Below are 22,210 nucleotides of genomic sequence, written 5' to 3' on the forward strand. Positions count from 1 at the left end.
CGTTTAATAACAGTGGTCTGACCCCTTTCCCCACTTTCCCTAGGACCGTTCAATGCACCACGATAAAGACGACTCTAAAGGTTACTACTCAGTCTTGGGTCTAACATCGATCGTCAGCGCTGCGCAGATCAAAAAGGCATACCGCAGACGCGCCATGGAACTGCACCCTGACCGCAACCCGGACAACAACACGACTCAGCAATTCCAGTTTTTGAATGAGGCGTATGCAGTGCTTTCGGACCCTGTGTCTAGAGCCGAATACGATACTCAGAGCATCGCTGCAGAACTCGCGACACCTAAAGTACCAGACCCCATCGTATGCTCCGTTTGCGCCAAGGTATCAGCCCAGCCAAGAGTAGTGGTGTTCCGTTCCGTAAAGAGCTTTCTCTTTCTCACAATTCGTAAACCCATCGCCGGTGTGTACTGCAGTTCCTGCGCACAAAAGCAGTCTCTCAAGGCGTCGGCGACCAGTTGGCTGCTTGGATGGTGGGGATTTCCATGGGGACCGCTGTATACGGTCCAGGCATTGGTCATCAATATGTTCGGTGGATCACATCCACCACTGGAAAACGCCAAAATGCTGGGTTACCAGGCATATTATTTCTACACAATCGGTCGTCCAGACCTAGCGCGTTCAATAGCCCAAAACGCGATGAGGTACTGCAAGAAGATCCCTAAGACTCTTGGCCGCAATGCCGAAGGGATCAACGAAAGAGATAGCCTGACCACCAACCTCGAAGCCTTCATAGATGAGTTGGGCGGTGACAAAGACAATCGCTTGAAGAGTAGTTGGGGACTCATTCATGGCCGATTCTTCATCCATTTCGGCGTGGTGGCTGCAATGACTGTGGCGATCATCATTACGGTAATTAATACCTCCGCAATGCATTACTCCCTTGCACGGAGTCCTATGCCGTATTCCGCTCAAGCCGTTCCACCGGCAGCGGCCGCTAATAGCTCAGGCACCCACCCCGCTCAACGCCCTTTAAGCGCCACCAATCAACGCGAGCTAGCAGCGAAGATTCCGACTTATGTTCGGCCGAAAACCGCGCCCAATGGCAAGCCATGGCCTCGTACTGCCAGTTACCTGATAGGTGAGCCACAGACGCACAAAACCGGCCATTCAGAAGTAACCATCGACAATGGGCAGAACAACTCAGACGTGTTTCTAAAACTCGTCGCTCTGCAAGGTATGGTGGCCAAGCCGGCAAGGCAGATTTTAATTCCCGCACGAAGCCGCTTCACCATCAAGAATCTCACCCCAGGCGATTACGACGTTCGGTATCGGGACCTTACGTCTGGGGGGCTTTCACGCTCTGAAGTAATGACACTCACTGAAACCCCCACGAGCAGAGGCACCCAATATAGCGTTGTCACGCTCACCCTATACAAAGTTGCTAACGGCAACACTGCGACTTACGGGCTTTCAGAGGACGAGTTCTAGACAGACGTGGAACAGGTGCAGGACCTTCGATAGCTCATACCTAATCGATTGACCGAGTTGGGAGAGCTGTGAATAGGTTGCTACTTGAATGAATCATTCCTAGTTTTGTGGTTGCTGGGTGATCGCTGTTGGCCAAAAGCACCCCCCTTTCTTCGCCAACCGGTCTACCATGCCACCCCCGGCAGTGATTCCACGCGCTACCGACCACTCTTCTTAAAGGTATCGCAATGTCCATCGACCAAATCTCCCTTCCAAAAGGCGTAGGCCCTCACGCCGCCAAGCTGCTTGACGCTATCACCGGCGCCTCCACCCATGAAGAACTCAACCGCGCTGGCGGTAAGGCTGAGGGTTTTGTGTTGGGTCTGGAATCCGCCAAAGCCATCAAAAGCCAAATCGCCGAGTCGCTGTATGTGGCTTATGACGATGCGGCGAGTAATCGGGCGGGTGAGTTGAAGGGCTGATCATTCGCCAGGCAGCGCGTTTCTCTCTGCGATTTTTTGCGCGAGGGTCGTTAGAATGGCGCCTTTGATTTCTCAGGATGAGGCTGTCATGTTTAAAGTTGCTCTGGCGTCAGTGTTGCTGACCTGTACCTTCTGCGCTTCGGCGGGTACGAGTGTTGATGTGTCGAAGATTTACGGCAATATCCAGTTCGTCGATAGCTACCCTGACTACAAGGTTCAGGTTGTCGATCACTACCCCGATCTCAAGGTTCAGAAGGTCGATCATTACCCTGACTCAGCCGGCAAATGGAAAACCGTCGATCACTACCCGGACTACAAGATCCAGATTGTCGATCACTACCCCGACTTCACCATTCAGTACGTAGATCACTACCCTGGCGCTAATTGAAGGCAGCGCCATCGGCGGCGCTGCCGCTCACACGGCCATCACTCGCCAATTCGGCGGGTGAGGTGAAGGGCTAACCATCAGCCAGGGCAGGGTGCTTCGCGGTCGAGCAATTTGGCCGTGAGCAGCACGCCCAGTTCGCTCAGTTGGTGGATGGCCAGCGCGATGTCACGGTGTTTGCCGCACAGGTCTTCGGACAGGTCGAGCAATAGCGTGCTGACGCAGGCGAAGGTTTCGTAGCTGTTGGTGATGAGGGTTTCGGTGCTGGCGTCGGGAACGACGGTGAAGAGAGCAGTTGAATCCGGTTTGACGTTAACCATTGTTAAGTTCCTTGCTTGGGCCACAACCTCATCGCTACTAAACGAAAAGGCGGTAGCTGTACGCAGGTTAGTAGACCGGTGGAACCTAACAAAACCGGCGCACCCAAGGGTGCCCTACGCACAGCCACCATCAAGCACAGACAGGAACGTCTGATAGATGAAGCTTATGCACTTGTTAGGTTAAACCTTGGGCTACTAAAGCCGATCACTGAACAATTCAGCGACCGAGCAACCTTAGAGACGGCCACCCCAGCGCACAAGCCGGCGGATTCTGACGTAAGCGTAGGCAATGGAGCAAGGCGGCGACGTTTCGTTGCGCACACCAGAGCCTTTGCCTACGCTGCGATTCATCAATCAGACTCCGCGCTGTTGTAAAGTCGGCCTCTGCAACCGGCCAGCTTCTTAAGGATTCAACATGACATTGACCGTCAAAACCCTGCTCGAAATCGCCATGGCCAACCCGATCAACGCCGAAATTACCGCGCGCCTGCCTGACCTCGGTGTGGATCAGTGCATGCTGACCGCGGGCTGCCTGTTCCAGGCGGTGTGGAACCATCAATCCAACCGTCCGGTCGCTCAAGACGTGAAGGACTACGACGTTTTTTACTTCGATACGGACCTGTCCTACGAAGCAGAGGACAGGGTCATACGCGCGGCCGAGCGGCTGTTTCAGGACTTGGGTGTCAACGTCGAGGTCAAGAACCAGGCGCGGGTTCACCTCTGGTATGGCGAGCGCTTTGGCCGGCCGTATCCGCAATTGCACACGGCCAGACAAGGCGTGGATCGCTACTTGGTGGCGGGCACGTGCATCGGGCTGGAGATTGCGACGGGCGAGGTGTACGCGCCCTATGGGGTGGCGGATGTGGAGCAGGGCATACTGCGGATTAATCCGCAGCACCCCGAGCCCGAGTTGTTTGCGCAAAAGGCGTTCAGTTATCAGGCGCGCTGGCCGTGGCTCAAAATCGTCGCGCCTGGCCCTATCCCAGCGTAACGCTCAATAGCCAACCCAGCCCGCCACTGCCGATCACCACCAGCCACGGCGGCAACTTCCACACCATCAACGCCACCAGTGCGACCAGTGCCAGGCCGAAATCCCGCGCGTTGAAGATCGCGCTGGTCCACACCGGTTGGTACAACGCGGCCAGCAACAGGCCGACCACCGCCGCGTTCACGCCCGCCAACGCGGCCTGGGTACGGGGGCTGCGGCGCAGGGTTTCCCAGAAGGGCAGTGCGCCCATCACCAGTAAAAACGATGGCGCGAAGATCGCCAGCAGGCAGAGCAGGCCGCCGAGCCAGCCCGTCGGCGCCTGCTGCATGGACGCGCCGAGGAACGCCGCGAAGGTGAACAACGGGCCGGGCATGGCTTGGGCGGCGCCGTAGCCGGCGAGGAATACATCGTTGCTCACCCAGTGAGTCGGCACGACCTCGGCTTGCAACAGGGGCAGCACCACGTGGCCGCCGCCAAACACCAACGAACCGGTGCGGTAGAACGCGTCGATCAGCGCCAGGCCTTGGCTGGGCGCCAGCTCGGCCAGTAGCGGCAAGCCCGCCAGCAACAGCAGGAACAACGCCAACCACATCGCCCCCACGCGGCGGCTTAGCGTGATAGGCAGGGCGTCATGGGCGGTGGACGGCGGAGTATTGAGCCACAACAGGCCCGCCACCGCTGCGGCGCCGATCAAGCCGACCTGGCCCCAGGCCGAGGTTTGCAGCAGGGCCACGCAGGCGGCGATCAGCATCAGGGTGATGCGCGGAGCATCGGTGCACAGGTTGCGCGCCATGCCCCACACGGCCTGGGCGACCACGGCGACGGCCACCACTTTTAGGCCGTGCAGCACGCCGGGCGGGATGGCGCTGCTGTGTTGCGCAAGGCCCAGCGCGAACAGAATCAGCAGCAGGGCCGACGGCAAGGTAAACCCGAGCCACGCCGCCAGCGCGCCGCCGTAGCCCGCGCGCGATAGCCCGAGGGCAATGCCCACCTGGCTGCTGGCCGGGCCGGGCAGGAATTGGCACAGCGCCACCAGGTCGGCGTAGCTGCGCTCACTCAGCCAGCGCCGCCGGGTGACGAACTCGTCGCGAAAGTAACCCAGGTGCGCCACCGGGCCGCCGAAGGAGGTGAGCCCCAGGCGCAGGAAGATCAGGAATACCGACCAGGGGCTGGCGCGGTGATCAGCGGAGGAAGTGGCCAAGGCGCAGGGTCTCGATGAAGGCAAAACGGGCTAAAGTGTAGAGGCACCCTAGCGGATTTCGATGACGCGAAGAAGAGGCGGTTGTTGGCGAAAATTGCTCCGCTGGATTGAATTTATACGCACGCGTTTGAGTCATTTAAGGGGCATGGAAAAAGGCCCTCTCACCCCTCACAGCTGATTTCAGCTAAGGACAGACCATGATCTTCCTTATTTTCCTGATTGCCTGCGGCGCCGCCGCCAGCACAGGCATTATTTTCAAACCCGGTCAGTGGTACGAGTCCCTCGTCAAGCCCGGCTTCACACCGCCCAACTGGCTGTTTCCGGTGGCCTGGACGGTCATCTATTTGCTGCTCGCCTGGGCGGGCTATCGCCTCACCCTGATCCCCGGCAGCCAATTGACCTTGGGCCTGTGGGCGGCGCAGATCGCCTTGAACACGCTGTGGACGCCAGTGTTTTTTGGTGCGCATCAGCTTTTCGCCGGGATGGTGGTGATCGTGCTGTTGTGGCTGGTGGTGGCGGCGCTGGTGGTGATGGCGTTGCGTCTGGACTTGATCACCGGGTTGATCCTGTTTCCCTACCTGGCGTGGTTGAGTGTGGCGGCGGCATTGAATTTCTCGATTTTGCGTAATAACCGCTGATGGCTCATTCACTGTGGCCTGCCAGCGCGCCCGAACTGGCCGAGATGCGCCGTTTCAATAAAAAGCTCGCCTGGCTGCCGCGCTTCAAAATCCGCAACCGCATTACCCCGCGCCTGATCCAGGCGCTGCTGGTGGCCAGTCAACGGGTCAAAAAGGCACCTGCGGCTGAAACTCGGCGCGTGGCTGGCGTACCCGTGCGCATCCTGCGGCCCGAGGGCAAGGCCAAGGGCGTGGTGCTGGATATCCACGGCGGCGGCTGGGTGATCGGCAATGCACAGATGGATGACGACCTGAACCTGGACATGGTGCGGGCCTGTGATGTGGCGGTGGTGTCGGTGGACTATCGGCTGGCGGTCGACACGCCGGTTGAAGGGTTGATGGAGGACTGCCTGGCGGCCGCGCGCTGGCTGTTGGGCGACTGCCCGGAGTTTGCCGACTTGCCGGTGTTTGTGGTGGGTGAATCCGCCGGTGGGCACCTGGCAGTGGCGACGTTGCTGGCGCTCAAGCAATGGCCGGATCTGCTCAAGCGCGTGAGCGGGGCAGTGTTGTATTACGGGGTTTATGACTTGACCGGCACGCCGAGCGTGCGCGCAGCCGGGCCGGACACGTTGTTGCTGGACGGTCCGGGTATGGTCGAGGCGTTGCGCATGCTGACGCCGGGGCTGAGTGATGAAGAGCGCCGACAGCCACCGTTGTCACCGTTGTATGGCGATTTTAGCGGGTTGCCGCCGGCGTTGATGTTTGTCGGGGAATTGGACCCGCTCAAGGATGACACGCTGTTGATTGCCGAGCGGTGGGGCGCGCAGACGCAGGTTGAAGCGCACCTGTTAGCGGAATCTGCCCATGGGTTTATTCATTTCCCGGTGGCGATGGCGGGCCATGTGCTGATGCACACCAAGGCCTGGATAACCCAGCGATTGGCAGCAGTAGGAACTTAAAACCTGATCGCTTGGTCAGGATAAGCAGTCACTCCTCTCCCATCACAGGACCCTACCATGCGCGAATACACCCTGAACTACCTGTTCAACGACGAGCCCCGCACCCACGTGTTTGAACTGAAGCAGTCCGAGTTGCCCCTGCATGAAGCGGCAATGCACTTGCTGGCGTTGCATTTTGGCGATGCAGAAAACGGGTTGATCATGCCCACTGCGGACGCGGCCCCCGAGGAGATTCTGGAACAGGCACAGGTGGTAGGCATCCGCCAGATCAAGGTTATATGAACGAGAGTCCCATCCTTCAGTTCGTCACCGGCGCCGATGTTCCAGCAGTACTGGCCTTCGTCCTGGAGGCCCGCGCCGAGCTTTTCCCCACGCTCAGCGCAACCGGCATGCCGGACGATCTGGCGCGATTTGAAGCGGTCTACCTTCATGGCGACGGCCAGTTCCTGATCGCCCGCGCCGAAGGCCGAATCGTCGCCGCCGTCGGCTACTTGCCCTACGACGGCCGTTTCCCCCAACTGAATTACCAAGGCCTTAAAACGGTGGAAGTGGTGCGGCTGTTCGTACTGCCATCCTTTCGCCGTTCTGGTCTGGCAGGCGAGTTGTACCGCGTACTGGAGGCGAAGGCTCTGGCGGAAGGTGTGGAGGTGGTTTACCTGCATACCCATCCGTTTCTGCCGGGGGCGATTGATTTTTGGGTGCGCCAGGGGTTTGAGGTGGTGGATGTCGAGGCGGACTCGGTGTGGCGGACGACGCATATGCAGCGGCACCTCTAACGCCGCCGACCTGATGTGGGAGCAGGCAAGCCAGCTTCCCCCTTTTTAGCGGTGACTCGCCTGTCAGTTTGAGCGCAGCCGCAGAATCTGCGCACCATCAAACGGGTCCGTCAGGTAATGTGCCTGCACGCCAAACGTGTCCTGCAAGCGCTGCGGCGTGAGCACCTCCAGCGGCTTGCCCAGCGCGACCAACCGCCCGCGATCCAGCACCGCCAAACGATCACACGTCAGCGCCTGATTCAGATCGTGCAACGCAATCAGCGTGGTTACCGGCAGCGCCTGCACGCCCTTTAAAATCGCCAACTGATGCTGGATATCCAGGTGATTGGTCGGCTCGTCCAGCAACAGAATCTGTGGCCGTTGCGCCAGGGCGCGGGCGATGTGCACGCGTTGGCGTTCACCACCGGAGAGGCTGCGCCAGGCGCGCGTGCTCAGGTGGGTGGCGTCGACGTCATGCAAGGCCTGGTTGACGATGGCATGGTCTTCCGCGGACCACGGGCTCAATGCCGACAGCCACGGTGTGCGGCCCAGCGCCACGGCATCGAACACGCGGATCGCGTCGTCGGTGTCGGCTTGTTGCTCCACCACGGCCAACTGCTGTGCGATGGCGCGGCGGGACAGGCCGCTCAAGCGTTGGCCGCTCAAGCGCACTTCGCCGCTGGCGGGCACACGCAAACCGGCGAGCAGTTTGAGCAGGGTGGATTTGCCGGAGCCGTTCGGGCCGACGATGCCTAAGGTTTCGCCTAACCGAACCTCGAGGTGAATATCACGCAGCAACTCGGCCTCGCGCACCTTGAAGCCCAGGCCGGTGCAACTGAGCACGCTCATCGCGCATTCCTCCGGCCGATCAAAATCAGCGCAAACACCGGGGCGCCGACCAAAGCCGTCACCACGCCGACCGGAATCACCTGACCCTTGATCAGCGTGCGCGACAGCACATCTGCCGCAATCAAAAACAGCGCGCCGCCCAAGGCGCTGGCCGGCAGCAACCGCGAATGCCCGGTGCCGACCAGCAGGCGCACGGCGTGGGGAATCACCAGCCCGACAAAGCCGATAGAGCCGACAATCGACACCATCACCGCCGTGACCAGCGCGGCACAGCCCACCAGCACAAACTGCACGCGCCGCACCGGGATGCCCAGGGACGCTGCGGAGTCCGTGCCAAAGGTAAACGCATCCAGCGCGCGACGGTGCCACAGGCACACCGCCAGGCCTGCGACCGCCACCGGCACCACCAGCCACACCGATGGCCAGCGCACGCCGCTGAGGTTGCCCAGCAGCCAGAACAGAATGCCGCGCGCCTGCTCGGAACTGGCGGATTTGGTAATCAGGAACGCGGTGAGGGCATTGAACAGCTGCGAGCCGGCGATGCCTGCGAGGATGATCTGCCCTGTGCCGCTGGACGAGCCGCTGGCCCGCGCCAGCAGGATCACCAGTGCAAAGGCCGCCATGGCCCCGACAAATGCACCCGCCGACAGCGAAATCAGCCCGCCGCCCACGCCGATCAGGGTTACCAATACCGCGCCGGTGGACGCGCCGGCGCTGATGCCCAGCAGGTAAGGATCAGCCAACGGGTTTCGCAGCAACGACTGCAAAATCACCCCGCACGTAGCCAGCCCGGCCCCGCACGCCGCGGCGACCAGGGCGCGGGTCAGGCGGTAGTTCCACACCACCCCTTCGTCGATCGGGTCCAGCACGTAACCCGCCGCCCACAGTTTGTTGGCGAGCACCTGGAGCACGACCTGCGGCGATATGGCGGTTTCGCCGATGGCCACACCGGCGAGCACGGCGAGCAGTAACAGGGCGAGGGCGAGCAGGGTGCGTATCATTTGGGCAGGTCGTAGCCGTCGATGGCGTGGGCCAGTTGTTCCAGGCCATCGAACGTGCGGATGCTGGCCTGCAAGGCCAGGGCGTCGAGGACGATGATGCGGTTGTGTTTCACCGCGTCCATGTTGCGGGTTACCGGGTCGCTGCGCAGGAAGGCGAGTTTCTTTTCATGGTCGTCGGCCGGGTAGCGGCGGCGGTCCATGCGGGCGATCACGAGGAAGGTCGGGTTGGCCTTGGCGAGGGTTTCCCAGCCGACGGCGGGCCACTCTTCATCGGACTGCACGACGTTGTGCAGGCCCAGGGTTTCCAGCATGAACTCGGGGACACCTTTGTGGCCGGCGACGTACGGGTCGCTGGCCATCTCGGCGCTGGAGAACCAGACCAGCGCACTGGCCTGCTTGAGGCCTTTGCTCTGCGCGGTGGCGACGGAGTTGGCCAGGCGCGCCTTGAGCTCGTCGTTCAGTTGCTGGCCGCGATCCTGTACATCGAAGATCTCGGCCAGTTGGCGGATGCTTTTGTAAATTGTGTCGATGCGGAACGGCTCCAGCCGCGTGCCGTCGGCACCCACCAGGTTGTCCTTGCCTTCGCAGTCGGAGGGCAGCAGGTAGGTGGGAATTTTCAGCTCGTGGAATTGCTCGCGGGTGCCAACCACGCCCTGCGGGCCGACCACCCATTCCAGCTCGGCGGCCACCAGTTGCGGGCGCTTGGCGATCACGGCTTCGAAGCTTGGCTCGTTATCGGCCAGGCGCTCGATGGTGTCGTTCTGCGCCTTGAACGTGGGCAATACGCTGTTGAACCACAGCGAGGTGCCGACCACCGTGTCGGCCACGCCCAGCGCGTAGAGCATTTCCGTGGCCGCCTGGCCGATGGTCACGCTGCGCGCAGGTGCATGCGCGAAGGTCAGCGTGCTACCGCAGTTCTGCACCGTCAGCGGGTAATGAGTGGGGGCCGCGTTGGCCAGGGCGCAGAAGCCCAAGCCGGTGAGCAGGGCGGTGACGCGTGGCAGCATGGGGCAATCTCCGTATGGACCGTACGTGGAACTGGAGCGGTACGGTTCGGAAACACCCCCTCGAAGGCTGCGGTTCAGGCAGGCGAGGACGTCCTTCCCGGACACCCCGCCGGTTAGTGAGTTACTGGGCCGGCAGGTCTCCTGACTGATGCGTCGTCGCCACGCTCCGGCCTTCCCGGGCAATGCCCAGTGGCGATGTGGAGCAGGCTCGGCACCTACAGTTGCGGGGGCAGTTTCGATTGGCGCGATGTGCCGCGCGTCGAATTCCCTATTAGTCCCATTTGGGAACCGGCGCGGTATGGTAGTCGATCGTGGCGGGCAGCGGGAGCCTGATCCGCGCGCAATTGGCCGGCCGCTGCCGATCGGGTCTCTATCTGCCGATATAGGGTGTAACATCAGTTTCTGTTCATCAGATATTAGTCAGACATGCCCACGCATAGCGAAGAGAGCCGCCGGATCGTAGCTTCTCTGGCGCACCGTGTTGGTCCGCACGCTGACACTGCAAGCATCGCCGAGGCGATTGTGTCGATTTTGCAGGATATGGGCGCAGCATTGACGCCCATTATTGGCCAGCAGGGCGTTGTTGCGCTGTACCGCCGCAGCTTCCACCTGTGCGTCTCGACCCACCCACGCCTGGCCGGCACCTATGACAGTGTGCCGGCTGCGATGGATCTGATTGCTCTCAAATCCGTACTCGTCGAGCAGAACGAAACCGACGCGTTGTTCTTCGGTGAGGTGTTGTTGACAACCCTCTACGAACTTCTGACTACGCTGATCGGGCCCTCACTCACTGCACGTCTGCTGGTTGACGTGTGGCAGCCTTCTTCGAGCGACACCTCTGCGCAGGAAATTTCGCCATGAGCACCAAAGTGACTATCAACCGTCTGGCCACGGGTGTGCCAGGACTGGACGAGGTCCTGGGCGGAGGCCTGCCGGAGTTTTCGTTCAACCTGATTGCAGGCCCGCCGGGCTGTGGCAAAACCACCCTGGCGCACCAGATGATGTTTGCCCTGGCCACGCCGGAGCGCCCGGCGCTGTTCTTTACCGTGCTCGGTGAGCCGCCGCTGAAGATGCTGCGCTATCAGCAGCAATTCGATTTTTTCGATAACGAAGCGATTAACCAGTCGATTCGCTATATCAATTTGGCCGACCACACCCTGGCCGGCGATCTGGACGAAGTGTTGCGGCGAATTGTCAGCGAGGTCGAGGCACATTCGCCGTCGCTGGTGTTTGTCGATTCATTCCGCTCCGTGGTGCTGGCCAGCCAGACCCAGCACAACCCGAATAACAACCTGCCGCAGTTCGTCCAGCAACTGGGCATGTTGATGACCACGTGGCAGGCGACGACTTTCCTGATCGGCGAATATTTCACCGAAACCGACTCCAACCCGATCTTTACCGTGGCCGACGGCCTGATCTGGCTGCGCCAAAGCGTCGAGCGCAACTCGATGGTGCGCAAGATGGAGATCATGAAGATGCGCGGCCAGCCGACGTTGCCGGGGCTGCACACCTTCCGTATCGCCACCTCGGGGATCAGGGTGTTCCCACCGGCCGCCATCAATCGTTCGGTTGACGCGCCGTCGACGTTCCCGATCACGCGTCTGAAAATGGGCGTGCCGGCCCTCGATGAGATGCTCGGTGGCGGCTTGCCTCGCGGCTATTCGCTGCTGGTGGCCGGGCCTTCGGGCTCGGGCAAAAGCATTTTGGCGGCGACCTTCCTGGCCGAAGGCGCACGCAACGGTGAAACCGGGGTGATTGCGGTGTTCGAGCAACGCCCCAACCATTCGCAAAACCCGAAGTTGGCCGAGTTAATCAGGAGCGGGCAGGTTGGCCTGGTGGACAGCCGCTCGCCGGACCTGTCCATCGATGAAATCGTGCAATTGCTGCTGGGCGAGATCGACCGTTTAAAAGCCACCCGCGTGGTGATTGACTCGCTGTCGGGCTTTGAGCTGGCGTTGGCGCCAACCTTTCGCGCGGACTTTCGCGAATCGTTGTCACGCATGGTCACCGCGCTGACGGCTGCCGGGGTCAGCGTCTTGATGACCTCCGAGTTGGAAGACCGCTACACCGACCTGCGTTTCAGCCCCTACGGCACGGCGTTCCTGACTGACGCGATCATCGTGCAGCGGTATATCGAAGTCGAGAGCCGTTTGTTGCGCATCATGGCGGTGGTCAAGGTGCGCGCCAGTGCGCACTCCGATCAGCTACGCCAGTACCACATCGACGATCACGGCCTGCAGATTCGCGACATGCTGCCTGAGCAGGAGGGGTTGCTGGGCGGCCGGCCGACCAAACAGATTTCAGCAGGAGACAAACATGTGTGAGCCCGACTCATGAGTGAAAGCGGCGGCAAGAATGAACGTGAGCTGACCAGTGCCGCTCACGAACTGTTCCTGCTCGGCCAAAAAACCGTTGAGGCGCGTGCCGTGCTCGCCGCTCTGCAGCAGCAACTGACTGACGCCAGCAGCCGTCTGGTGGATACCCAGCACGTCGAGCAGGTGATCGAGGCCAATCAGCAATTGGTACTGGCGATCCTCCTGGCGCAATCCGACTCTGCAAAGCCGCCGCCGCTGGAGGAGCAACGTTTGTACCAGGAGCTTCGCGAGGCGAACGCCCAGTTAGTGATCGCGGCGCTCAGCGCGCAAGACCTGCAGGCGACAGCCGAGCGTGCGCTGGGCCAGCAGAAAAGTATCCTGGCGATGGTCGCGCATGAGCTGCGCAACCCATTGACGCCGATCAGCATGATCGCCGAGCGCATGGTGCGCCTGCCGAGCGACCAGTTACCACGCATGCGTGAGCTGATCGAGGGGCAGGTGCAGCATATTTCACAGTTGGTTGACGACTTGCTGGACGTGTCCCGCGTGAGCACGGGCAAGCTGCGTATCGAGCGAAGTGATGTCGACATGCTGCAGATCCTCAGAAGCGCGATTGATGCGTGCGGCCCGGTGATGCGGGCAAAACAGCAGCAATTCGATGCGCATCTGCCTGACGGCAGCTTGATGTTCAGTGGCGACCCTGGGCGCCTTTCGCAAATCCTGCATAACCTGCTGGCCAACGCGGCCAAGTACACGCCGGTGGGCGGCCGGATCGTGCTGTCGGTCAGCGTGGCGGACGAGTTGAGGATCAGCATTTGTGACAATGGCATCGGCGTATCGGCCAAGGCGCTGCCGCTCATCTTTGACCCTTACGTGCAGGACGAGCACGCCATCGGCTTCAACGGTTCAGGGTTGGGGATCGGGTTGACGGTGGTTCGCGAGCTGGTTGAAGCGCATGGCGGCAAGGTCACCGCCAAAAGCGAAGGCAAGGGCCGTGGCAGCGAGTTTGTGGTGACGTTGCCCTTGTCTCACTGACCTGCCTGCTCGCCATAGTCGCTGTGGCGAGCAGGCCTGTTGTGGAGAGCAGGCTTACCCCAATGCCGTTTTGTTAAGCGCAGATCCCCTGTGGGAGCGGGCTTGCCCGCGAAAGCGGTGGGTCAGCCAACATCAATGTTTGCTGGGCCGACGTCTTCGCGGGCAAGTCGAATCGTCGCACCGCCGCTCCCACATTTGATCTTCGCTGTTTTTAGCATTGCGTTTGCTTAACTGAACGGCATTAGGGCAAGCCCGCTCGCCACAGGTCGTTTGCTTGCCCCCAATATAACGGCCTGCCTAAGAGGCTTATTTGCGATCCAGCCACACCGTCTGCGCGTTGCAGAATTCGCGCACGCCAAAGTGCGATAACTCCCGCCCAAACCCACTTTTCTTGATGCCGCCAAAGGCTACCCGAGGGTCCGAGACGCTGAAGGCGTTGACGAAGATCCCGCCGGTTTCCAGTTGGTTGGCGATGTCGCGTGCCTTGGTTGAGTCGGTGGTGAAGATGCTCGCCGTCAGGCCGAACTCGCTGTCGTTGGCCAGGGCCACGGCGTGGTCGGCATCGCGGGCGGTGATGATCGAGGCCACGGGGCCGAACAGTTCCTGTTTGAACGAGGTCATCTGGTCGGTGACGTTGGCCAGTACGGTGGGCGCATAGTAGTTGCCGTCGCCGGGTACTTTGTGGCCGCCCAGTAGCAGGGTCGCGCCTTCGTCCAAGGTGGCCTGGACCTGGCCGTGCAGCTCGTCGCGCAGATCGAAGCGCGCCATCGGGCCGACGTAGGTGCTGGTCAATGTGGGGTCGCCCATGACCAGTGCGCGGCTGGCTTCGAGGAATTTAGCGGTGAACGCTTCTACCACGCCGTCTTCGATGATCAGGCGCTTGGCGGCGGCGCAGACTTGGCCGCTATTCTGGAAGCGCCCGATCACGGCGGCCTGAACGGCGGCGTCGAGGTCGGCGTCGTTGAGCACGATAAACGGGTCGGAGCCGCCCAGTTCCAGCACGCATTTTTTCAGCGCGGCACCGGCCTGGGAGCCGATGGCCATGCCGGCGCGTACGCTGCCGGTGAGCGTGACGGCGGCGATGCGTGGGTCGGCGATGGCGGTGGAGACGCCGTCCTGGGTCACGTTGATCACTTCGAACAGGCCATCCGCGAAACCGGCTTTTTGGAACGCCGCTTTCATCAGGTAGGCGCTGCCCATCACGTTTGGCGCGTGTTTGAGCACGTAGGTGTTGCCGGCGAGCATCGTCGGCACGGCGCCGCGCAGCACTTGCCAGACCGGGAAGTTCCACGGCATCACCGCGAGGATCGGGCCCAGCGGGCGGTATTCAATCTGGGCACTGCCGTTGTCTACCAGCGTTGACTCCGGCGCGAGCATGGCCGGGCCGTGGGCGGCATACCATTCGCTGAGTTGTGCGCATTTTTCAATTTCGGCGCGGGCCTGGGCGATGGGTTTGCCCATTTCCAGGGTGATCATCTGCGCCATGTCTTCGGCTTGGTCACGCAGGGCACTGGCCAGCGCCAGCAGCCGTTCGGCGCGTTGGCTGACTGGCTGGCAGCGCCAGGTGCGGAAGGCGCCGGTGGCGCGGTTGAGAGCAGCGTCCAGCTGCGCCTCGGTTTCGTAAGGGTAGCTGCCGACCGTTTCGCCGTTGGCGGGGTTGATCGACAAGGCGTGAGTCTGCTGAGTAATCGCGTTCATGGCACCGTCCGGCTGAATGAGTGGAATGGGTTCAGCCTACGGGGATGCATGTTTTATGGAAACTGAATAATATTAAGCAATACGTTCACGATTGGAGAATGATTTGGATCTGGTGCAGCTGGAAATCTTCAAGGCCGTTGCCGAGCAAGGCAGCATCAGCGCCGCCGCGCAGTTGATCCATCGCGTGCCGTCGAACCTGACCACGCGTATCAAGCAACTGGAGCAGGACTTGGGCGTGGAGCTGTTTATCCGCGAGAAAAGCCGCCTGCGTCTGTCACCGGCCGGGTGGAATTTCCTCGGCTACACGCGGCGTATTCTCGACCTGGTGCAAGAAGCCCGCGCGACGGTGGCGGGCGAGGAGCCCCAGGGCGCGTTTGCCCTCGGCTCGCTGGAGAGCACGGCCGCCGTGCGTATCCCGGCGTTGCTCGCGGCGTATAACCAGAAGCACACCAAGGTCGAGCTGGACCTGAGCACCGGACCGTCGGGCACGATGATCGAGGGCGTGTTGTCGGGGCGCCTGGCGGCGGCGTTTGTCGACGGCCCGGTGCTGCATGCCACGCTGGAGGGCGTGGCGGTGTTTGAAGAAGAAATGGTGGTGATTGCGCCGCTGCATCACGCGCCGATCACCCGCGGGCAGGATGTGGCGGGGGAGAGCATCTACACCTTTCGCTCGAACTGCTCGTATCGCCATCACTTCGAACGTTGGTTCTCACAGGATGGCGCGGTGCCGGGCAAGATTTTCGAGATGGAGTCCTACCACGGCATGCTCGCCTGCGTCAGCGCTGGCGCCGGCCTGGCGCTGATGCCGCGCAGCATGTTGGAGAGCATGCCAGGGTTTACGGCGGTGAGTGTGTGGCCGTTGAGCGACGCGTTCCGCATTCTGCATACCTGGCTGATCTGGCGCCGGGGCACGGTGTCGCAGAGTTTGAACAGTTTTGTGAAGTTGTTGGAAGAGCGCGCTCTGCAAGCGAAGTAGATCCAGTGTGGGAGCTGGCTTGCCTGCGATAACGGGGTATCAGTGATAGAGGTATCGGCAGGCCTGACGCAATCGCAGGCTAGCCAGCTCCCCCAGGTGATCTTTGTTAGCCGCCGAACTGGAAGGTGCCCATCGCCAGTTTGGCCATGATCGCCGTCGCACCCAACTGCACCAGCCACAAGGCCAGCCCACCGAGGAACACGCCGAGGGCCACTTGCAGTACCAGGCTTTTCTGGCGCTTGGCTTGCGGGGCGCGGGGCGTGTAGTCATGCAATTCGTCGCGGTCGGCGCGCAGGTCCAGGTCGTCGTTTCTCATAAGGCTCTCACAGCAAAGGGGCAGTCGACGTTCAGTCTAGGGGAGCGGGGTGTTTTGCGACAGGCATTAAAAAAGGGAAGCCGCGGCTTCCCTTCGTTCAGCACCGTCAGGTTTATAGAACCTGAACAATCGCCTTGGTTACCGCACCAATGTTGGACTGGTTCAGCGCTGCTACGCAGATGCGGCCAGTGTCCAGCGCGTAGATACCAAACTCGGTGCGCAAACGGGTGACTTGCTCAACCGTCAGGCCGGAGTAGGAGAACATCCCGCGCTGGCGGCCGACGAAGCTGAAGTCGTGGCCTGGCGCTGCCTTGGCCAGTTCAGCGACCATCTGCTCACGCATGCCGCGGATGCGCAGGCGCATTTCGGCCAGTTCGGCTTCCCACTGGGCGCGCAGCTCAGGGTTGTTCAGCACTGCCGCAACGATCGCCGCGCCGTGGGTTGGCGGGTTGGAGTAGTTGGTGCGGATCACACGCTTGACCTGGGACAGGATGCGCGCGCTTTCTTCCTTGGATTCGCTGACGATCGACAGCGCGCCCACGCGCTCGCCGTACAGCGAGAACGACTTGGAGAACGAGCTGGACACAAAGAAGGTCAGGCCCGATTCAGCGAACAGGCGCACCGCAGCGGCGTCTTCGTGGATGCCGTCGCCGAAGCCCTGGTAGGCCATGTCGAGGAACGGCACCAGGTTCTTGGCCTTGACCACGTCCAGCACGTTTTGCCAGTCGGCCGGGCTCAGGTCGACGCCGGTCGGGTTGTGGCAGCAGGCGTGCAGCACCACGATGGACTGCGGCGGCAGGGCGTTGAGGTCTTCGAGCAGACCTGCACGGTTCACGTCGTGGGTGGCGGCGTCGTAGTAGCGATAGGTTTGCACCGGGAAGCCGGCTTTTTCGAACAGCGCCTGGTGGTTTTCCCAGCTCGGGTCGCTGATGGCGACGACGGCGTTGGGCAGCAGTTGCTTGAGGAAGTCGGCACCGATTTTCAGCGCGCCGGTGCCGCCGACCGCTTGTGCGGTGATGACACGGCCGGCGCTCAGCAGCGGCGATTCAGCGCCGAACAGCAGCTTTTGCACGGCCTGGTCGTACGCCACGATGCCGTCGATCGGCAAGTAGCCACGGGCGGCGTGTTGCGCCACGCGAACGGCTTCCGCTTCGGCAACGGCACGCAAGAGTGGAATCTTCCCCTCCTCGTTGCAATAAACGCCCACGCCAAGGTTGACCTTGGTGGTTCGGGTGTCGGCGTTGAATGCTTCGTTGAGGCCCAGGATTGGATCGCGTGGTGCCATTTCGACAGCGGAGAACAGGCTCATTTTTGCGGCAGCTCTATGGGGGAATGGAGGGACGTGTCGCGCTCCAGCCGAATGCACTAGAGCGGTGCACAAACGGGGAGCTAGTATAGAGGCCATCCCGGCTGAGGGCGACAACCGAAACGGCTTTTCGGCCATGTTTTTCGGTTTATTTGCCGACCGTTAGTCTTATTGCAACATTGGCCAGCGACGGCAGGTAGGACGATTGCCTTGAAACCCGTCACATTCGCCACCACTTCTACAGCTATCATGGTTTTTTCCTGCAACCTGCGATGACTATTCGCGGGTTGCTGAGCTATTTCGTCCCTGGCGGTATTGAGTCTGGGGTGACTTCACGAGGTACGTTATGTCGGATTTCCAGCTCGTCACCCGTTTTGAACCCGCCGGCGACCAACCCGAAGCCATTCGCCTGATGGTTGAAGGCATCGAAGCCGGCCTGGCGCACCAGACGCTGCTCGGGGTGACCGGTTCAGGCAAGACCTTCAGCATCGCCAACGTGATTGCGCAGACCAATCGGCCCACCTTGGTGCTGGCGCCGAACAAGACCCTGGCCGCGCAGCTCTACGGCGAGTTCAAGGCGTTTTTCCCGAATAACGCAGTGGAATACTTCGTTTCCTACTACGACTACTACCAGCCCGAAGCGTATGTGCCGTCCTCCGATACCTTTATCGAGAAGGATGCGTCGATCAACGACCACATCGAGCAGATGCGGCTTTCGGCGACCAAGGCGCTGCTGGAGCGCAAGGACGCGATCATCGTCACCACGGTGTCGTGCATCTACGGCCTGGGCAGCCCGGAAGCTTATTTGAAGATGGTGTTGCACGTTGATCGGGGCGACAAACTCGACCAGCGCGAGCTGCTGCGGCGCCTGACGAGCTTGCAATACACCCGCAACGACATGGACTTTGCCCGCGCCACCTTCCGCGTACGCGGTGATGTGATCGACATCTACCCGGCGGAGTCCGACCTGGAAGCGATCCGCATCGAGCTGTTCGACGATGAAGTCGAGAGCCTGTCGGCCTTCGACCCGTTGACTGGCGAGGTGATCCGCAAGCTGCCGCGCTTTACCTTCTACCCGAAAAGCCACTATGTGACCCCGCGCGAAACCCTGATGGGCGCCATCGAGGGTATCAAGGTCGAGTTGGCCGAGCGCCTGGAATACCTGCGTGCCAACAACAAGCTGGTGGAAGCCCAGCGCCTGGAGCAGCGCACTCGGTTTGACCTGGAGATGATCCTCGAGCTGGGTTACTGCAACGGCATCGAAAACTACTCGCGCTACCTCTCGGGGCGCGAATCCGGGCAGGCGCCGCCGACCCTGTTTGATTACCTGCCGGACGACGCCTTGCTGGTGATCGACGAGTCCCACGTCAGCGTGCCGCAGGTGGGGGCGATGTACAAAGGTGACCGTTCGCGTAAGGAAACCTTGGTGGAATACGGCTTCCGCCTGCCTTCGGCGCTGGATAACCGGCCGATGCGTTTTGACGAGTTTGAAAGCATCAGCCCGCAGACGATCTTTGTCTCGGCCACGCCGGGTAACTACGAAGCCGAGCATGCGGGACGCGTGATTGAGCAACTGGTGCGCCCGACCGGCCTGGTGGACCCGCAAATCGAGATCCGCCCGGCGCTGACCCAGGTCGATGACTTGCTCTCGGAGATCACCAAACGCGTGGCCCTGGAAGAGCGGGTGCTGGTCACCACGCTGACCAAGCGCATGTCCGAAGACTTGACTGACTACCTGGCCGACCACGGCGTACGCGTGCGCTATTTGCACTCGGACATCGACACCGTGGAGCGCGTCGAGATTATCCGCGACCTGCGCTTGGGCACCTTTGACGTGCTGGTGGGGATCAACCTGCTGCGCGAAGGCCTGGACATGCCGGAAGTGTCACTGGTGGCGATCCTCGATGCCGACAAGGAAGGCTTCCTGCGTTCCGAGCGCTCGTTGATCCAGACCATCGGCCGTGCGGCGCGCAACCTCAATGGCCGGGCGATTCTTTACGCGGATCGCATCACCGGCTCCATGGAGCGGGCAATTGGCGAGACCGAGCGCCGCCGTGACAAGCAGATTGCCTTCAACCTGGAGAATGGCATCATCCCGAGAGGCGTGTTCAAGGACGTCGCCGACATCATGGAAGGCGCCACCGTGCCCGGTTCGCGCAGCAAGAAGCGCAAGGGTATGGCCAAGGCTGCCGAAGAAAGCGCCAAGTACGAAAACGAACTGCGCTCGCCGAGTGAGATCACCAAGCGGATTCGGCAGTTGGAAGAGAAGATGTACCAGCTGGCACGGGATCTTGAGTTCGAAGCGGCCGCGCAGACGCGGGATGAGATCGGCAAATTGCGGGAGCGGTTGTTGGCTGTTTGATTTGCAGCGGCTGTGATGGCCTCATCGCAGGCAAGCCAGCTCCCACAGTTGACCGATTTCCAGCATGAGAATGCGGTCGAATGTGGTAGCGGGCTTGCTCGCGAATGGCGGCACCGCAGTCCACCAGAATCACCCACGCTGGAGCCCAACCACCCCAGGCTGTTACCATTCCCCCCTTGTTTCAATTTTCAGTTTTATCGCCCATTCGAGACCTGCCATGACCACCGTCCGCACGCGCATTGCGCCATCGCCTACTGGGGATCCCCACGTCGGTACTGCTTACATCGCCCTGTTCAACTACTGCTTTGCCAAGCAGCACGGTGGTGAATTCATCTTGCGGATCGAAGACACCGATCAAGTGCGTTCGACCCGTGAGTCGGAACAGCAGATTTTCGATGCCCTGCGCTGGTTGGGCATTACCTGGGCGGAAGGCCCGGACGTCGGTGGCCCGCACGGCCCGTATCGCCAAAGCGAGCGCAGCGAGATCTACAAGCAGTACACCCAGCAATTGGTCGACATGGGCCATGCGTTCCCGTGCTTCTGCACCGCCGAAGAGCTGGACCAGATGCGCGCCGAGCAACAGGCCCGTGGCGAAACCCCGCGCTACGACGGCCGCGCGCTGCTGCTCTCGAAAGAAGAAGTGGCCCAGCGCCTGGCTGCCGGCGAGCCTCACGTTATCCGCATGAAAGTACCGAGCGAAGGTGTGTGCGTGGTGCCGGACATGCTGCGCGGGGACGTCGAGATCCCGTGGGACCGCATGGACATGCAGGTGCTGATGAAGACCGACGGCCTGCCGACGTACTTCCTGGCCAACGTGGTCGACGACCACCTGATGGGCATCACCCACGTGCTGCGCGGCGAAGAATGGCTGCCGTCGGCGCCTAAACTGATTCTGCTGTACGAGTACTTCGGCTGGGAACAACCGCAGTTGTGCTACATGCCGCTGCTGCGTAACCCGGACAAGAGCAAGCTGTCCAAGCGCAAGAACCCGACGTCGGTGACGTTCTACGAGCGCATGGGCTTCATGCCTGAGGCGATGCTCAACTACCTGGGCCGTATGGGCTGGTCGATGCCGGACGAGCGCGAGAAGTTCTCGCTGCAGGAAATGGTCGATAACTTCGATCTGTCCCGCGTCTCTCTGGGCGGGCCGATCTTCGATATCGAGAAGCTGTCGTGGCTCAATGGCCAGTGGCTGCGTGACCTGCCGGTGGAAGAGTTCGCCAGTCGCGTGCAGCAGTGGGCATTGAATCCCGAGTACATGATGAAGATCGCACCGCTGGTGCAGGGCAGGGTGGAGACGTTCAGCCAGGTCGCACCGTTGGCCAGTTTCTTCTTTGCCGGTGGCGTGAACCCGGATGCCAAGCTGTTTGAATCCAAAAAGCTCTCGGGTGACCAGGTTCGCCAGTTGATGCAGTTGATCCTGTGGAAGCTCGAAAGCCTGCGTCAGTGGGAAAAAGAGGCGATCACCGCGACGATCCAGGCGGTGGTCGAGTCCCTTGAGCTGAAGTTGCGCGATGCCATGCCGCTGATGTTTGCCGCCATTACCGGGCAGGCCAGTTCGGTATCGGTACTCGATGCGATGGAAATTCTCGGCCCGGACCTCACGCGTTTCCGTCTGCGCCAAGCCCTTGATTTGCTTGGGGGTGTGTCGAAGAAAGAAAACAAAGAGTGGGAAAAGTTGCTGGGCGCTATCGGCTAAGCAACGGGTTGTGACGGTCAAACCCCGGTTTTCCGGGGTTTGGGCGGTAAGTGATTGTTATCCCGGCAAAAAATTTTGGAAATTGTTGAAAATAAATTTGACACACTTCCAAACCGCCATTAAGATTCGCCCCGTCCTCACCGATGAGGGGCTATAGCTCAGCTGGGAGAGCGCTTGCATGGCATGCAAGAGGTCAACGGTTCGATCCCGTTTAGCTCCACCAATTTACAGGTTCAAGGTCTGGCCACACCGTCCTTGAATTGATCAGGCCTAGCTTGATCAGGTTGTACAGAAGGTTTTGTCCCCTTCGTCTAGTGGCCTAGGACACCGCCCTTTCACGGCGGTAACAGGGGTTCGAGTCCCCTAGGGGACGCCAGTTTCAACAAGCAGCTCGCAAGGTCTGCTGCGCCGCGAGGCGAAAAATCCGGGGCTATAGCTCAGCTGGGAGAGCGCTTGCATGGCATGCAAGAGGTCAACGGTTCGATCCCGTTTAGCTCCACCAATTTACACGTTCAA

22 protein-coding genes, 3 tRNA genes and 1 riboswitch are annotated in these 22,210 nt (G+C 61.0%); of the genes, 17 read left to right on the forward strand and 8 right to left on the reverse strand.

Annotated features, from left to right (window positions below; genetic code table 11):
- The first annotated feature begins 52 nt into the window (after positions 1-52).
- The 3 genes from ACI77D_RS04010 (at position 53) to ACI77D_RS04020 (ending at position 2,293) form a co-directional block, all read left to right on the forward strand.
- On the forward strand, positions 53-1,444 hold the full coding sequence (locus ACI77D_RS04010) for a J domain-containing protein (protein WP_407016094.1): 1,392 nt from the start codon (positions 53-55) through the stop codon (positions 1,442-1,444).
- A gap of 227 nt (positions 1,445-1,671) precedes the next feature.
- Positions 1,672-1,905: a hypothetical protein gene (locus ACI77D_RS04015; RefSeq protein ID WP_221295263.1), complete on the forward strand. Its 234-nt coding sequence runs from the start codon at positions 1,672-1,674 to the stop codon at positions 1,903-1,905.
- Between the two features lie 88 nt (positions 1,906-1,993).
- Positions 1,994-2,293 carry a hypothetical protein gene (locus tag ACI77D_RS04020; protein ID WP_053257115.1) on the forward strand — a complete coding sequence of 100 codons (300 nt, stop codon included), beginning with the start codon at positions 1,994-1,996 and terminating at the stop codon, positions 2,291-2,293.
- Between the two features lie 77 nt (positions 2,294-2,370).
- On the opposite strand, the gene ACI77D_RS04025 is transcribed toward ACI77D_RS04020, so the two are convergent.
- On the reverse strand, positions 2,371-2,610 hold the full coding sequence (locus tag ACI77D_RS04025) for a DUF6124 family protein (protein ID WP_064453277.1): 240 nt from the start codon (positions 2,608-2,610) through the stop codon (positions 2,371-2,373).
- A 415-nt stretch (positions 2,611-3,025) separates the two neighbouring features.
- Between ACI77D_RS04025 and ACI77D_RS04030 the strand changes: the two genes are divergently transcribed.
- Entirely contained in the window at positions 3,026-3,601 is a 576-nt protein-coding gene (locus ACI77D_RS04030) for a nucleotidyltransferase family protein (protein ID WP_407016095.1), read from the forward strand.
- Here the strand turns inward: ACI77D_RS04030 and chrA are convergent.
- On the reverse strand, positions 3,588-4,799 hold the full coding sequence (gene chrA, locus ACI77D_RS04035) for a chromate efflux transporter (RefSeq protein ID WP_407016096.1): 1,212 nt from the start codon (positions 4,797-4,799) through the stop codon (positions 3,588-3,590). The two genes, ACI77D_RS04030 and chrA, sit on opposite strands and share 14 nt — an antisense overlap.
- 197 nt (positions 4,800-4,996) lie before the next feature.
- On the opposite strand from chrA, the gene tspO reads away from it, so the two are divergent.
- Genes tspO through ACI77D_RS04055 form a run of 4 tightly spaced genes read left to right on the forward strand, consistent with a single transcriptional unit; the run spans position 4,997 to position 7,151 of the window.
- Positions 4,997-5,437 carry a tryptophan-rich sensory protein TspO gene (gene tspO / locus ACI77D_RS04040; RefSeq protein ID WP_407016097.1) on the forward strand — a complete coding sequence of 147 codons (441 nt, stop codon included), beginning with the start codon at positions 4,997-4,999 and terminating at the stop codon, positions 5,435-5,437.
- Positions 5,437-6,375, forward strand: a complete 939-nt coding sequence (locus tag ACI77D_RS04045) for an alpha/beta hydrolase (RefSeq protein WP_407016098.1) — start codon at positions 5,437-5,439, stop codon at positions 6,373-6,375. The genes tspO and ACI77D_RS04045 overlap by 1 nt, the downstream gene beginning before the upstream one ends.
- A gap of 57 nt (positions 6,376-6,432) precedes the next feature.
- Entirely contained in the window at positions 6,433-6,657 is a 225-nt protein-coding gene (locus ACI77D_RS04050) for a hypothetical protein (RefSeq protein ID WP_407016099.1), read from the forward strand.
- The gene (locus tag ACI77D_RS04055; protein ID WP_407016100.1) at positions 6,654-7,151 is read left to right on the forward strand and encodes a GNAT family N-acetyltransferase; all 498 of its coding nucleotides are present in this window, start codon (positions 6,654-6,656) and stop codon (positions 7,149-7,151) included. Before ACI77D_RS04050 ends, ACI77D_RS04055 begins: the two co-directional genes overlap by 4 nt.
- A gap of 63 nt (positions 7,152-7,214) precedes the next feature.
- On the opposite strand, the gene ACI77D_RS04060 is transcribed toward ACI77D_RS04055, so the two are convergent.
- Genes ACI77D_RS04060 through ACI77D_RS04070 form a run of 3 tightly spaced genes read right to left on the reverse strand, consistent with a single transcriptional unit; the run spans position 7,215 to position 9,987 of the window.
- Positions 7,215-7,979, reverse strand: a complete 765-nt coding sequence (locus tag ACI77D_RS04060; RefSeq protein WP_064453270.1) for an ABC transporter ATP-binding protein — start codon at positions 7,977-7,979, stop codon at positions 7,215-7,217.
- The gene (locus tag ACI77D_RS04065; RefSeq protein WP_407016101.1) at positions 7,976-8,980 is read right to left on the reverse strand and encodes a FecCD family ABC transporter permease; all 1,005 of its coding nucleotides are present in this window, start codon (positions 8,978-8,980) and stop codon (positions 7,976-7,978) included. Before ACI77D_RS04065 ends, ACI77D_RS04060 begins: the two co-directional genes overlap by 4 nt.
- On the reverse strand, positions 8,977-9,987 hold the full coding sequence (locus tag ACI77D_RS04070) for an ABC transporter substrate-binding protein (RefSeq protein ID WP_407016102.1): 1,011 nt from the start codon (positions 9,985-9,987) through the stop codon (positions 8,977-8,979). The genes ACI77D_RS04065 and ACI77D_RS04070 overlap by 4 nt, the downstream gene beginning before the upstream one ends.
- Positions 9,988-10,100: 113 nt before the next feature.
- Positions 10,101-10,295, reverse strand: a riboswitch (cobalamin riboswitch).
- Between the two features lie 118 nt (positions 10,296-10,413).
- On the opposite strand from ACI77D_RS04070, the gene ACI77D_RS04075 reads away from it, so the two are divergent.
- Genes ACI77D_RS04075 through ACI77D_RS04085 form a run of 3 tightly spaced genes read left to right on the forward strand, consistent with a single transcriptional unit; the run spans position 10,414 to position 13,337 of the window.
- Positions 10,414-10,848, forward strand: coding sequence for a hypothetical protein (locus tag ACI77D_RS04075; RefSeq protein ID WP_259746347.1), 435 nt, complete (start codon positions 10,414-10,416; stop codon positions 10,846-10,848).
- Positions 10,845-12,311, forward strand: coding sequence for an RAD55 family ATPase (locus ACI77D_RS04080; RefSeq protein ID WP_407016103.1), 1,467 nt, complete (start codon positions 10,845-10,847; stop codon positions 12,309-12,311). The genes ACI77D_RS04075 and ACI77D_RS04080 overlap by 4 nt, the downstream gene beginning before the upstream one ends.
- A gap of 9 nt (positions 12,312-12,320) precedes the next feature.
- On the forward strand, positions 12,321-13,337 hold the full coding sequence (locus ACI77D_RS04085; RefSeq protein WP_407016104.1) for a sensor histidine kinase: 1,017 nt from the start codon (positions 12,321-12,323) through the stop codon (positions 13,335-13,337).
- A 306-nt stretch (positions 13,338-13,643) separates the two neighbouring features.
- Here ACI77D_RS04085 and ACI77D_RS04090 read toward each other — a convergent pair whose 3' ends face one another.
- The gene (locus tag ACI77D_RS04090) at positions 13,644-15,035 is read right to left on the reverse strand and encodes an aldehyde dehydrogenase family protein (protein ID WP_407016105.1); all 1,392 of its coding nucleotides are present in this window, start codon (positions 15,033-15,035) and stop codon (positions 13,644-13,646) included.
- A gap of 103 nt (positions 15,036-15,138) precedes the next feature.
- On the opposite strand from ACI77D_RS04090, the gene ptrR reads away from it, so the two are divergent.
- Complete coding sequence (gene ptrR / locus ACI77D_RS04095) at positions 15,139-16,011, forward strand: putrescine utilization regulator PtrR (protein WP_064453263.1); 873 nt, start codon at positions 15,139-15,141, stop codon at positions 16,009-16,011.
- 106 nt (positions 16,012-16,117) lie between these two features.
- On the opposite strand, the gene ACI77D_RS04100 is transcribed toward ptrR, so the two are convergent.
- Together ACI77D_RS04100 and ACI77D_RS04105 are read right to left on the reverse strand one after the other, a co-directional pair.
- Positions 16,118-16,327 (reverse strand): hypothetical protein, encoded by a 210-nt coding sequence (locus tag ACI77D_RS04100; RefSeq protein WP_016970937.1) that lies wholly within the window; start codon positions 16,325-16,327, stop codon positions 16,118-16,120.
- Positions 16,328-16,439: 112 nt separating this feature from the next.
- Positions 16,440-17,636: an amino acid aminotransferase gene (locus ACI77D_RS04105; RefSeq protein WP_128587392.1), complete on the reverse strand. Its 1,197-nt coding sequence runs from the start codon at positions 17,634-17,636 to the stop codon at positions 16,440-16,442.
- Between the two features lie 343 nt (positions 17,637-17,979).
- On the opposite strand from ACI77D_RS04105, the gene uvrB reads away from it, so the two are divergent.
- From uvrB to ACI77D_RS04130, 5 genes are all read left to right on the forward strand, one after another.
- Entirely contained in the window at positions 17,980-19,995 is a 2,016-nt protein-coding gene (gene uvrB, locus ACI77D_RS04110) for an excinuclease ABC subunit UvrB (protein WP_064453261.1), read from the forward strand.
- 217 nt (positions 19,996-20,212) lie between these two features.
- Positions 20,213-21,694: a glutamate--tRNA ligase gene (gltX, locus tag ACI77D_RS04115; protein ID WP_064453260.1), complete on the forward strand. Its 1,482-nt coding sequence runs from the start codon at positions 20,213-20,215 to the stop codon at positions 21,692-21,694.
- Between the two features lie 147 nt (positions 21,695-21,841).
- Positions 21,842-21,917, forward strand: a tRNA-Ala gene (locus ACI77D_RS04120).
- Between the two features lie 77 nt (positions 21,918-21,994).
- Positions 21,995-22,070 (forward strand) — tRNA-Glu (locus tag ACI77D_RS04125).
- A gap of 50 nt (positions 22,071-22,120) precedes the next feature.
- Positions 22,121-22,196 (forward strand) — tRNA-Ala (locus ACI77D_RS04130).
- Positions 22,197-22,210: the final 14 nt, after the last annotated feature.

The sequence above is a fragment of the Pseudomonas sp. O39 genome, from assembly GCF_045447295.1.
GTDB classification, from domain to species: domain Bacteria; phylum Pseudomonadota; class Gammaproteobacteria; order Pseudomonadales; family Pseudomonadaceae; genus Aquipseudomonas; species Aquipseudomonas antarctica_A.

Coding starts and splice junctions, on each gene's coding strand:
- ACI77D_RS04010 (WP_407016094.1), top strand. CDS start 53: ATGCACCACGATAAAGACGACTCTAAAGGTTACTACTCAGTCTTGGGT.
- ACI77D_RS04015 (WP_221295263.1), top strand. CDS start 1,672: ATGTCCATCGACCAAATCTCCCTTCCAAAAGGCGTAGGCCCTCACGCC.
- ACI77D_RS04020 (WP_053257115.1), top strand. CDS start 1,994: ATGTTTAAAGTTGCTCTGGCGTCAGTGTTGCTGACCTGTACCTTCTGC.
- ACI77D_RS04025 (WP_064453277.1), bottom strand. CDS start 2,610: ATGGTTAACGTCAAACCGGATTCAACTGCTCTCTTCACCGTCGTTCCC.
- ACI77D_RS04030 (WP_407016095.1), top strand. CDS start 3,026: ATGACATTGACCGTCAAAACCCTGCTCGAAATCGCCATGGCCAACCCG.
- tspO (WP_407016097.1), top strand. CDS start 4,997: ATGATCTTCCTTATTTTCCTGATTGCCTGCGGCGCCGCCGCCAGCACA.
- ACI77D_RS04045 (WP_407016098.1), top strand. CDS start 5,437: ATGGCTCATTCACTGTGGCCTGCCAGCGCGCCCGAACTGGCCGAGATG.
- ACI77D_RS04050 (WP_407016099.1), top strand. CDS start 6,433: ATGCGCGAATACACCCTGAACTACCTGTTCAACGACGAGCCCCGCACC.
- ACI77D_RS04055 (WP_407016100.1), top strand. CDS start 6,654: ATGAACGAGAGTCCCATCCTTCAGTTCGTCACCGGCGCCGATGTTCCA.
- ACI77D_RS04060 (WP_064453270.1), bottom strand. CDS start 7,979: ATGAGCGTGCTCAGTTGCACCGGCCTGGGCTTCAAGGTGCGCGAGGCC.
- ACI77D_RS04065 (WP_407016101.1), bottom strand. CDS start 8,980: ATGATACGCACCCTGCTCGCCCTCGCCCTGTTACTGCTCGCCGTGCTC.
- ACI77D_RS04070 (WP_407016102.1), bottom strand. CDS start 9,987: ATGCTGCCACGCGTCACCGCCCTGCTCACCGGCTTGGGCTTCTGCGCC.
- ACI77D_RS04075 (WP_259746347.1), top strand. CDS start 10,414: ATGCCCACGCATAGCGAAGAGAGCCGCCGGATCGTAGCTTCTCTGGCG.
- ACI77D_RS04080 (WP_407016103.1), top strand. CDS start 10,845: ATGAGCACCAAAGTGACTATCAACCGTCTGGCCACGGGTGTGCCAGGA.
- ACI77D_RS04085 (WP_407016104.1), top strand. CDS start 12,321: ATGAGTGAAAGCGGCGGCAAGAATGAACGTGAGCTGACCAGTGCCGCT.
- ACI77D_RS04090 (WP_407016105.1), bottom strand. CDS start 15,035: ATGAACGCGATTACTCAGCAGACTCACGCCTTGTCGATCAACCCCGCC.
- ACI77D_RS04100 (WP_016970937.1), bottom strand. CDS start 16,327: ATGAGAAACGACGACCTGGACCTGCGCGCCGACCGCGACGAATTGCAT.
- ACI77D_RS04105 (WP_128587392.1), bottom strand. CDS start 17,636: ATGAGCCTGTTCTCCGCTGTCGAAATGGCACCACGCGATCCAATCCTG.
- uvrB (WP_064453261.1), top strand. CDS start 17,980: ATGTCGGATTTCCAGCTCGTCACCCGTTTTGAACCCGCCGGCGACCAA.
- gltX (WP_064453260.1), top strand. CDS start 20,213: ATGACCACCGTCCGCACGCGCATTGCGCCATCGCCTACTGGGGATCCC.